Source organism: Leptolyngbya sp. FACHB-711 (genome assembly GCF_014695615.1).
In the GTDB taxonomy this organism is placed as follows: domain Bacteria; phylum Cyanobacteriota; class Cyanobacteriia; order Elainellales; family Elainellaceae; genus Leptolyngbya_A.
In genome coordinates this window covers 1-11,077 of sequence record NZ_JACJOR010000471.1, presented here as the reverse complement: position 1 = coordinate 11,077, position 11,077 = coordinate 1, and the positions used below count along the sequence as shown (strand labels likewise).

General features: G+C 50.6%; 9 protein-coding genes. All 9 read right to left on the bottom strand.

Features of this window, described 5'->3' with window-relative positions; all coding sequences use genetic code 11:
* Positions 1-640: 640 nt before the first annotated feature.
* Complete coding sequence (gene cas2 / locus H6F80_RS21865) at positions 641-934, bottom strand: CRISPR-associated endonuclease Cas2 (RefSeq protein ID WP_190793645.1); 294 nt, start codon at positions 932-934, stop codon at positions 641-643.
* Positions 931-1,908: a type I-D CRISPR-associated endonuclease Cas1d gene (cas1d, locus tag H6F80_RS21860; protein ID WP_190793644.1), complete on the bottom strand. Its 978-nt coding sequence runs from the start codon at positions 1,906-1,908 to the stop codon at positions 931-933. Before cas1d ends, cas2 begins: the two co-directional genes overlap by 4 nt.
* A gap of 22 nt (positions 1,909-1,930) precedes the next feature.
* Positions 1,931-2,512, bottom strand: coding sequence for a CRISPR-associated protein Cas4 (gene cas4 / locus H6F80_RS21855; protein WP_190793643.1), 582 nt, complete (start codon positions 2,510-2,512; stop codon positions 1,931-1,933).
* An 89-nt stretch (positions 2,513-2,601) separates the two neighbouring features.
* Positions 2,602-3,648 (bottom strand): CRISPR system precrRNA processing endoribonuclease RAMP protein Cas6, encoded by a 1,047-nt coding sequence (gene cas6 / locus H6F80_RS21850; RefSeq protein ID WP_190793642.1) that lies wholly within the window; start codon positions 3,646-3,648, stop codon positions 2,602-2,604.
* Entirely contained in the window at positions 3,626-4,384 is a 759-nt protein-coding gene (locus H6F80_RS21845) for a hypothetical protein (protein WP_190793641.1), read from the bottom strand. The genes cas6 and H6F80_RS21845 overlap by 23 nt, the downstream gene beginning before the upstream one ends.
* Complete coding sequence (locus H6F80_RS21840; RefSeq protein WP_190793640.1) at positions 4,365-5,333, bottom strand: DevR family CRISPR-associated autoregulator; 969 nt, start codon at positions 5,331-5,333, stop codon at positions 4,365-4,367. The genes H6F80_RS21845 and H6F80_RS21840 overlap by 20 nt, the downstream gene beginning before the upstream one ends.
* A 14-nt stretch (positions 5,334-5,347) precedes the next feature.
* Positions 5,348-7,195: a hypothetical protein gene (locus H6F80_RS21835; RefSeq protein ID WP_190793639.1), complete on the bottom strand. Its 1,848-nt coding sequence runs from the start codon at positions 7,193-7,195 to the stop codon at positions 5,348-5,350.
* A 72-nt stretch (positions 7,196-7,267) separates the two neighbouring features.
* Positions 7,268-10,003, bottom strand: a complete 2,736-nt coding sequence (cas3, locus tag H6F80_RS21830; protein WP_190793638.1) for a CRISPR-associated helicase Cas3' — start codon at positions 10,001-10,003, stop codon at positions 7,268-7,270.
* A gap of 57 nt (positions 10,004-10,060) precedes the next feature.
* The coding region (locus H6F80_RS21825; RefSeq protein WP_242067505.1) for a hypothetical protein at positions 10,061-11,077 on the bottom strand (1,017 nt) is incomplete at its 5' end.

The following is an 11,077-nucleotide window of genomic DNA, read 5'->3' as shown; positions in this document are numbered from 1 at the left end:
CCGGGATTCAGATATTAGCGACCTTACTCGTTCTTGCACCTTACTGTCAACCCATTTTTACGTTTCAGTCCCGTTGCCGGGATTCAGATATTAGCGACACTGCTTGAAAACTCCCGTCCGTTCTTAATACCTTTAAGTTTCAGTCCCGTTGCCGGGATTCAGATATTAGCGACAAAAAACTTTATCTTCTGCTGAAAACGCTATGGCTCGTTTCAGTCCCGTTGCCGGGATTCAGATATTAGCGACCCGGCGGACCCATCGGGATCACGCCTGGCAGCACTTGTTTCAGTCCCGTTGCCGGGATTCAGATATTAGCGACCCTGCAGCCTGTATTGCCCATCCTATCTGGATTCTAGAGCCACTTTTCGCAAAGCTCCCTAAAAGGGCACTTTTTGAAGCTCAATATGGCACTTATTTCCCAGTTTCAGTAGAAGGGAAAAACTCAAAACTATTCTATTTTCTAGGTTCTAGCCATTTTCGCGAACCCCCTGGGTTTTTGACCCCGCTTCGGTTTGCGAAAAAAATTACCCCTCTATCGTATAGTAGCCGCAGGTAGAGTGGAATGCTTTGGATCACAAACAGGGTTGAAGAGGGGCGATCGCATCGCGCTACGGCGCGTCGCGCAGCGGCAAGCCGATCGTCAAAGAATGATGGCTGTTTCCTGGCGCGGTTTTTCCGAACCATAGGTCAGGGTACGCTTCACGGCTCCAGCGTCCAGCACATAGATTCGAACGGAGTCTTCATCCGGCTTCACGATCGTCTCAATCTGGGTTTGCAGTTTAGCGAACTGGGGTGCGGTCAGGAAGCACTCGAACACACTGTACTGTGTCCACTGCCCATAGCCAGAGAGCATTTTGTGTAACCGTGTCCGTCGCTTATTGGCAGCTTTGGTATCGGGCAGATCGTAAATGATCAGGTAGAAAAGGGTCGTCATCGCAGAATGAGCGGTTTGTAAGAAATGCCTTCTTGCAAGTGACGACTTAGCAACCGCGCCTGTAGCTCGATTGCCCGACGATAGGTACAGCGGTAGTCGAAAACCGGATGGGTAAATTCACTGATCAACTTGCGTTCAAATGCCTGTAAGAACCGTTTGCGTCCGTCATCTGACAAGCGGTATGCTCCCAAACTTTCGGTAAAGTCTTTGGGCTGAATCTCCCGATTGTTTAGTACGGCAAGTACGACGTTATCTGCGACCAGCGGTCTGAATTCTTCCATCAAATCCAGTACCAGTGCAGGCTGACCGTGATGCACTTCGTGCAAATAGCCGATGTAAGGATCGAGTCCGGCAAGGTGTGCTGCAGCCGTAACCTGACCCCGCAATAGCCCGTAGGCAAAACTCAGCAGGGAATTGACGGGATCAGTGGGAGGACGACGATTTCTGCCTGTAAACGACCAGGACTCCCCTACCATTGCTTGCCAGAGAGCAAAATATTCGCGGGCTGCCATGCCTTCAATGCCTCGCACCTTGTCCAGCGTTGTTTGCTGCTCGACCTGCTTCTTTCGCTGCTTCAGAGGATTTTCCGTTTGCCCATGCCGATACAAAACGGTGTACTGGTTCTGAATTTTAGCAGTGACGATCGCTTTGACCAGATCCAAACGCCGATCGCGATCGAGGTAAAGGGCGTATTGTGCCAGTCGCAGTTGTCCGTTACGGGACGAGCCAGGGAGGGCACTGCCGAGGTATGTCCCAAAGCTGGAAAGATAATGCACCGACATTCCCAGTTCCAGCGCATACATCAAGGCATCTCCAGTGACTTGCGGATTCCCCATCAGCACGACCTGTTGGACGGTTTGTGCCGGAATCGCTTTCTTTTGCCAACTGCCATCCTCCTGCCTCAAGGCAACGGTAAAGGCTTCGTGGGATTTGCTCAAGACGGCATCGGGTTGAGTGACGTAGAGAATTGACATTGATCTTCCAAAGACGAATAAATTACTGAGTTTGCCTGAGATGCTTGACTTCAAACGGCAGGCAAATGCCTTGCAGACTGCAAGCCTGACACTTTTTAGCGTGATCGATTGGGGCAGGCATCGGCTTTTGATCAGCAACATGCGCAGCCGCAATCGCCTCTTCGGTCATCTGCCTGAGTTGGGCTGTGAACAATACTTTTTGCCTGCGGCGATTGGTGTGATAAAAGATTTCACCGTAAGCGATGGACTGTCCTGTGCGTTCCTCTAGACAAAGTGCTGCACCACAAAGCTGAAAGTGATCATTGAGATGCTTTGCCATCTTTCCCTTTTTGTACTCAATTGGAATGAGCTGACCTTCGCGCTCTTCAACCGCATCGATAATGCCGGAGACTTGCAGACGATCGCTCCAAACCCACTGCTGCTGATGAATTCGGGTATTTCCTTCTTGAAGGATGGCTTCTTCATTGATATTGCGATGCAGGTGACGACCGAGGATAATATGCTCGTTGTCTTCCATCTCCCCTAACACATATTCAAAATAGAAGCGGCGTGGACAATATTCCCAGGCATTGAGATATGCCAGGGGCAAATAGTCTTCGATCATAAAGTGGACAGTGAATTGTGTTTAGAGCGATCGTCGTTGCGGCTAAACGAGCAACAGATATGCGACTGCTCAGCAAGTTCGATCGCGGTTCAGCCTACGGACCGCTGAGCGGACGGCTTGGATAGCTCCATTCGTTTGGTCAGCCCCATCCCCATCGCAGTCTTGCGTCCCACGCCTGAAAATTGAGCAAAGTGAGCCAGTACGGTTGCAATTTGGGCTTGCGCCTCATTGCTAAATTCATACCTTGCCCATCCTTGTGCGCCAATTTCTGCACCGCCTTTCATCTTCATTGCATAGGTTTTTAACTCATAGGCAGCGGTGATGCCGTTCCACGCTTGCTGGGGAAATTGTAGTTCAACGGGTGTGAAGGCATTCCACCGGCGCAGCAGGCTACCAAAGACGAGATCGGGCAATGGGAAAGGCTGGATCGCTCTGCCCTGCTTAAAACTGGTCGGCGTGAGAAACTGGAGATCAATCATTCGCTGCGGTGAAACCTGCGACAGCATTTCATAGCTGCTGGTCTGCAAAATTTCAATGGTTTTACCAATGCGACAGGGAATATCGGTCAAGGTAATCTCAGATCCGAGATGCTGGCTTAATCCCCAAAGCAAGGGTGCTAGCAAATCTTTTTGCAGTAGCCCGATCCGCAGCACCATCTGTTTTGCCGAGATCGATCGCATCGTCAGTGTCAGGGGCAGGGAATCAGCTTGATGAAGCTGAGTGGCAAGAGATTCATTGGCTAAGCCAATCCAATCTAAACAGAGGGCATGAATCGCTCGCCCCAGCGTAGGTGGTAGGGATTCACTGGCAGCGATCGGAATTTGCAGGACGTGCAGCGAGTGTGAATCAACTTCAATGCCGGTCATGTCGTAGGGATGACCCTGCCATTCGATTGTGGGACTCATGCCAATTTGCTGACAGATCGTTTGCATCAATTCTGGATAGGGTTGAGCTTCTGGCAGAACTGCCATAATGCGAGTCACCCCGTTTCTGGGGTTGAGCGGCACCCAATTTAAAGCCGGATTAAATTCAGACAACCAGCCTGTTAGCGGTTGCAATTTACGAGGTGCATGGCTCGACCGCAGCACCACACTCAGTCCAGCAATCTCTGATTCAGAATCTTGTGTAAAAGTCATAGCGCGCACTCGTGGCAGTCAGTTGAAGGGGGAGGAATCCCGGTTGAATCACCCGATCTTTATCCAGTTGAGCCTTCTCCGGCGAGAAGGGATTGATGCGACTGAAGGTGGTTTTTGCCCCCAGGTCATCCATGGGTTGAACTGTAAAGCTTCTTCCGGCTTGGGATTGAAAAAGGGGTTCAGCCGTCTTTTGGGTTTCGTCTGGAAGAAATTGAAAAAAGCACCCCCGCTTACCGAAGTAGTTGATCTGGCAAAAAAGCTTTTCTAATTCCAGCAGACGATCGCTTTGTCCAGTGCAAATCTTTAGATTGCCTTCCAAATGTACCCATTCTCGAAAGACAAATCCTTCCTGAAGGGGCATTGTGATGCGACTTCGATCGGCTTTATCAGTGGTCTGGTCGTAGTAGCGCAGCTTGTACCCGTTGCGATTGACAACCAGCTTTTCTGGCGGCAGCACAAAAACTTGCAGCTCCCGAATCCAGGCAAACTCCGGCTTGATCCAGCGGTCAAAATCCTCGGTATGAAGCCGGCCCTGTTCCTCTAGCAACACCCTGAGAAGTGCCATTTTAATAGCATAAGGAGTCGGTACCAGATTCGATCGCGCCGCCATACTGGTCGCATCCGATCGCTTTAGGGAAAACAGACTCACCGGCTGGTACGTGACAGTGAGCCACTGAGGTTGATCGGTTGATTCGATCGCCTCACTGCTTTTCGGTTTACTCGCCCGCTTCGGCATTGTTACTCTCCCATGGCTGTGCTTGGTCGATCAGGACGGCAATTTGTTCAGCGAATTCAGCGAGAGTGTCAAACGGGAACAGGCGAATAGTTTCTGCTCCGTTCAAGCGATTCAGGGTTTGCGCCAAACTATCAATCTGCCGTTCAAAGTCCGGCTGGAGGGGGCTGACCATTGGAGCAGGACAGCGTTTAGTGCTGACGGTAATGACGCCTGTAAAGCCATCGGGGTGAGGGAGGTGGGTATTGCGCTTTGCTCCATTGGGCTGGAGGAAGGTGTACAGGACGCTTTTCAGCAGGGCATCTAAGCGTTTTTTGCATTCTGCTTTTTCGATCGCATAACCAAAGCTGTGAGGATTGTAGCCAATGCGAAAGGCTTCAATGTTTAAGACCGCCGCATAGAGTCCTGAACTGATTTGCACATTGTAAGGAGTCGGATTATCTTCGCCGTACTTGGCGTGGAAATAGCTCTGAGTCTTCACCAGCGTCGGCACTCCCACGACAGTTCCAAATTCGATTACCGATTCCCGCTTCAGGGTTTGTCCACCTTTCACCGTCACCATAAACCCCTCCAAATCACTCATGGCGCAAAGCTTGAGGACTTTATCGGTACGAGTTGTCAGATCGCTTTCTTGATTGGTGAAAAACGTCTCTTTCTGCGCTTCAATGTCGTAGCCGACGCGATCGGGGCTGAATCTTTTCCCACCTTCCGACAGGCTTAAACCACCCTCGATCGCAATCCGATGCAGATGCTCTGCTTGAATGTGCTTCAGCATATCGCCGGACACACCGTTGACATACTGCGGCTCAGGGTTATTTTTGTCGATGATGTAGTAGCGACGGGTCAAGGACTGGTTGCCTTCATTGCCTTCGTTATTCAGCGCATGAAGCTGCCAGGATAATTGACCATTCACGGCGATCGAGTAGACCGGAAACTGTTGTGTCTGACTCATAGTTTGATTTCTCCTTATGCCACATTCTCTGAAGTTAGTTCGTCGCTCTCCTGTGCATTCTCAGCAGTATCGACAGGAGCATCTTGCGGTTCATCCTGTAGAGGCTTTCTCCAGCGGGCAAAGCCGTAGGCAATGAGCAGGTTTGCAACCAGGCTTGTAGGAAACTGATCGAGCAGGGCAATCACTTGATCGAGATCTTCTTTGCGGGTCCAAATTCGTTTCACCTCCTTGCCACGACTCTGAAGCCGGAAATTCTCATCTTCATAGCGGGCGAGAAATGCCATGAGTTCTGCCGTAAATTCTGTTTTGGATGCGGCGCAGTTGCCCAACCGCTGTGCCAAGCCATATACGCGCTCCCACTCTAGAGTCTGCTCTTTGCCGTCCCTGTCCTTAATGGTTCCTGCATAGATAGTGGAACTATTAATTGCTCTGGCAATCCGAATGAAGCCTGGATTCTCGGTAATGAGCTTTAAATCCTTTTTGATGCTTTCGGTCATGATGTTGAGTCCTTCTTGGGAAAAGAGTCGGGGACGATATTTTGCTTTTCTGCTGGCAAACTGCTTAGTGACGTGGTCGGCATAGCTAATTTGAAACCGGAAGAATTGGTTGAGGGTATCGTTGATGCTGCTGGTAAGAAAATCTCGATAGGCTGCTAATAGCTCGCTGTGTCCCTCATCTGCCGAAAGCGATCGCAAAACGCTTAAGTGCTCAAGCAGCAAATCCTGATATTCATTGATTTCTGCTTTATTGCTGGGACGAATCCAATCTGGTAAGCCCAGGCTGAAGACTTCTTTGACTCCATAGACCTGTCCTTTTGAGTTAAAGTGCGTACCGCTGAATCCACCCACGATCGTTTTAAGTGAAGCTCCCATTCCCCGCCGCCTGCGTCCCTGGGGCTGAGTCGTAACCTCAGTTGCAGGATGGACACCGAGAAGGGTTTGACAAAACTTCAGCACCATTTCTGCGTCAAATCGGGCAATGCCAAACCCACCGCTGGGAGGATTGGTTTGACGCAGGGCTTTGAGGGCTTTGCTGTATTCAAAGAGCGAAATTTCTTTCGGTTCCAGTGCTACAACCCGCCAATCATAAGTGCTTTCAGCCACTTTCACACGCTCTGATACCCCAAATTCCAGTAGCCCGGCGGCAATGAGCCAGAGAATGACCCATTCTTCGGTCTGGCTGCTGCCCAACTGATTACTGTCTGCTTTGGAACGGCTGACCCCTTGAACCGATGTGGGCAGAAACACCTTCACTGCACTGGCAGGTTTGGGCAGGCTTTTACCCGACCGCTTCTTGAATAATTGGGCGATCGTCTGAGCCACATTTGAGCCAGTGGTCTGATCTGCATCAAAGGCTTCTAGAATTGCTGCCAACAGTGCCCCGAAATCAGACTCCAACTCAAAGGTAGATAACCACAGCGCATTGTGGTTGCGATCGTGCCGCATAGCGGTAAGAATGACCCCATTTTGCGTCCTCGGATCGAACGCGGGTTCAGGCTGCTCCGCTTCGGATAGCTTTTGCTTTTCGCTGGCGGGCAATCTCATCCACTCCCGATAGCGCGATCGCTCCTGGGATTCCTTTACAGTGTCAAAGAAATCCGTATCGAGTGGAATGCCACTCACATCAGTTTTTGCCCCTTTCACAGGCTGAAATAGGTTGAAGAACGACAAATTTGCCGCTTCCTCTGCTGCAATGTCTTTTGCCAGCTTCAATTCATAGTGGGTGCTGCGATCGATCAGCGTCACTGCTGTTAAGCCGTACAGATCGCGCTGAACCCGTTCAACGAGTTGAGCCAGTCCCAGCATCAGCAGCGTATCGGCATAGTTACCATATCGCTTAGGAACATGAAGCGTTTGAGTCATAGAAGAGCATTGCCATCACTGCTAAACATCTTACGGACATCTGGAAGAGGCTGTTTCCAACTGAGTTTCCCTCTAAATTTGCACCGATCGCCCATCACAAATTCGCAGCCCCCGCACCACAAGCCAGTAAAGCTGCTGATATTTCATATAGTCAGGGTTGAAACAGTCCAGCCGGATTTCTTCAACCGCATAAACCTGTTGGGAAAGCACAGGGGGGTCGGCAGGAAGCGATAGGATTTGGGCAAGGTCTTTCCCTAAGAGTCGCTGCCAGCTTTGAGCGATCGCCTCGTTTGCCTTTTCGTGCAGATGCAGCTCGCCTCGACGGGTTGAATCGTGGCGAATTCTGGACAGCGTCACGGAATCCCACCCCGCTGTCCAGGCAGAGTGATGCCGCCCTGCTGCCATTTCAACCACGTTGCAGAATAAATTAATCACCTCATCCTCTGCTTCAAAAAGGTTTTCTAAAACCGGAATCAGACAAGCCTCCAGAATTTCATTTGCCAGAAATGCGCTTTCGATCGCGTGATTGGGGCGTGGGTTTTGCTTTTCGTAAGTCTTCAGGCTTTCTTTTTGCGTTCTCCCCTCACGGTCTCTAAGTGCGCGATCGGTAGGATCATAATCAGTGTGTGCAATCAGTTGACCTTTCGGATCAGACCCTTTGAAATATTGATGGGCTATTGTCTGCCAGCCCTGCATGGCAGATTGCCACTGACGCTGAAGTTTACCCAAATCGTGAGTGATGACCGCTAGAAAGATAAGCAGTTCAAACAGTGCTTCTGCCTGCTGTTGTGTGGCGTTTGAGAAGAACTTGCGGCGCAAAAAACGTCCACCGGCTTGCAATTGCTCGTCCCGCATACTTTGATACTGGGGAGTTTTCAGGGGGAAAGGCTTGTTCCAGCATGTCCAAATTCGTCCCAGATGTCCCACATAGGTATCCATGCGGTAGCGGTATTCCTGGCTATTTGATTTGTTCTGCTTTACCTGGGAGAGATAATTGCCTTCCACCTCCGCGCCAATTTGTAAGCCGAGTTCATCGTCATAATCTGCATACCGAGGATTTACCAATAAACGAATACTGGCTGTAATCGCACCCTGATTCACAATCGGTCTTGCCACAGGCAGGCTATAGCCTTCGCTCTTTTCCGGATGCACAATTTCCTTGAAAATCCAGTCCTGGGGATGGCTGTCCTGGAATTCGCGAAAGACTTTAAGCAGAGTAGTCCTGGGCAGCGAGAAGGGTTCCAGCCCACGTAGATCAACTTCAGGAAGATCGAGATCAATCATGGGTTGTTCTTCAACCATGAAGATGCTGCGGTTATCCACATGGCGAATCAAATGTTGTGCTGCTGATCGCTCTCCTGAAAAGATTGCTTCTTGCAGTTGATCGTCAAATGCCTTGCGATTGTCCTGTCGTTTTTTTGCCTGCTGCTGATCTCCGGTGGCGTGAACTTGATTCACCCAAGCGGCTTCAATTTCAAACCCAACCAGATTCGATCGCATCGGTGACTCGAAATGCTCCTGTAAAACACTCCAGGTTGCTTCACAGACTTGATCTTCATACGGTAGGAACTTGCGTTTTGATCGCTGCTCGACCTGGGCAAGCTGTTCGTCATCGTCTTCAGCGGAGGTTAGCTCAGCAAATGCTTCACCAGTCTGCACGTCACGATACACCTTCACAATTCCCGTTTGATTAGCAAATCTGGCACAGCGTCCTGCCCGCTGCAAGAGCGCATTCATGGGACAAAGCAGGGTGTGCATGACTTCACAGGTAATGTCAATTCCGGCTTCGATCACCTGCGTTGAGATCAAAATATGGCAATTGCCATCGTCCTGCTGATAGCCATCCTTGCCGAAAATGCGTTTTAGGGCTTCTTCTTTCCGTTTGCGATCGTCCGGTAGAAATCGGGAATGCAGCAGCGAGATTTGAATGGGTTGATGCTTCACTAAATCGCGTAAGTCCTGAAAAAGCCCCTGTGCTTGAGCGACTGTATTGCACAGGACGATGGCTCGCTTTCGCTGATGGGTTTGGATATCTTCCAGGATCGCTGAAGCCCTCAGGGGGGCGGTGATCGGTTCAAAATATCGCTGCCTGGTTTCGATCGCTTTTAGATCTTCTCCTGTCACATTCATCAGGTGAAGCGAGCCTGAAGTATCCTGCCTGCGAAGGGGCATCCGCGATCGGAGTTCTTGCTGAAGCTGGGCTGCGAGTTCTTCTGTCAGCGTTGCCGTCATCAACAGAAACGGTGAAATTCCCTGTACCTGCTTCAGGAGTTCCAGGGTCGTGGCAAAGGAGCGATCTGGATCAAGTAAGTGCAGTTCATCAAACACCAAATAGGACGCAAATACAACTCCGGCATTGACGTTGGCAGAACCCCGCCCTACCGAGTAGGGAATGCCAAGAAAGCTGCTCAAGAGTTGATCGATCGTGCAGAAAACAATATCGCCTTCAAACCGAGGATCTTCTGGATTTTCACCCGTTTGTAGCGTCACGGCTAAGGGACGTTTGGCGGGATAATGTTTTTCCCAGGTTCTCACGTATCTTTCAACGCGGTCGCGCAGGCTGGTTGCCAGGGTTCTGAGTGGGACAATGTAGATGAGTTTGTTTGGAAACTCGGCAATGTTCAGGACTTTGGCAAAGAGAAAGGGAGCGATCGCGGTTTCGGTTTTGCCTGCCCCGGTGGGGGCACGGAGGAGAATGTTTTGCCATGAGAGAATGGCGGCGATCGTTTGCTTTTGGAAGTGACGAGGAGAGAATTCGGTTAGCCTTTGAAAAAGGGAATCGATAGAATGATGATCTAAAGTAGCCATCGTAATTTCATCTGTGATGGTCACAAGGTTAAGGCTAGAATTTTGCTGAACGTTGGCTCAATCTAATAGAGCAACAATTTCTTCGATGGTTAACTGGGAAGGCGTATTCCAGGGAGAACCACCCACAGTGCGCCGTCCGCCCCAGGTGCCTGCTTCAGAATCTTTTTCCTGTTCTGCTTGAGTCAGGCGATCGAATGCTCTTTGCGTGAAGTCGAGCGCGTGTTGGTCTGGGTGAAGAGGAATGCTGCCGAGGGTGTATTGGTTGCCCCCTGCTCGATGATCGCGAATTGTGATCGCCTCTGGGCGAAGCGAATGGGAGCGTGACTGGATTGCATGATAGAAGGATCGGGGATCTACTGAATGCCCAACCCCTCGGACATCGCAAATGGCGATCGCGCCTCGTTGGGTTTCAACAAACTGGATACGCTCCTCATCTTTTAACATCTGGGCATCTGACTCAATCTGCTGCCAGTAATCATCGGCTTCGCCACATTCACCTGGATAAAGACGATCCCCCTTTGCTGCTGCAATGAGCCAATCCGTGCCTCGTCGAAAGGCTTCTGAAGAATAGGCTTCCCAGTGGTTATCTGTCCAGTCTTTGCGCTCATGCGGCAAACCTAAATCGGCTGCAATGCCTTCGCTTGATTTCTTGAGGGCAGCATCGGCTTTGGCAGCAAATTCAGCGTGCTGGCTCAACTCTGGCGGAACCATTAAATGATCGCAGTCCCAGGCGATCGCTTTGAATTTAGCGATCGTATCGGAAGTTAGAACTTCACGTGGTAGCTGCACCCAGGCTGCCGCACAGCAGGCATCGGCATCGACCATTGTGGTGACAAAGCAAGGTGGCTGGTCGGTGGAATGCTCTTCGATAAAAGATTGGTGTTCGGGGAGAGGAATTTCGTCCATCTGAACATCGGCTCCCCCTGGACGGTGGTGATCCCAATGCAGGTCTCCGGGTTTGGCTTCCCAATCGGGTACAGTCCCATCCACCATCACAAGCTGATGGTCTTGGGGAAGGCGATCGACTTTGGTAGTGACGAGGTACATACGGCACTGGATATAAGGGAGTATTTT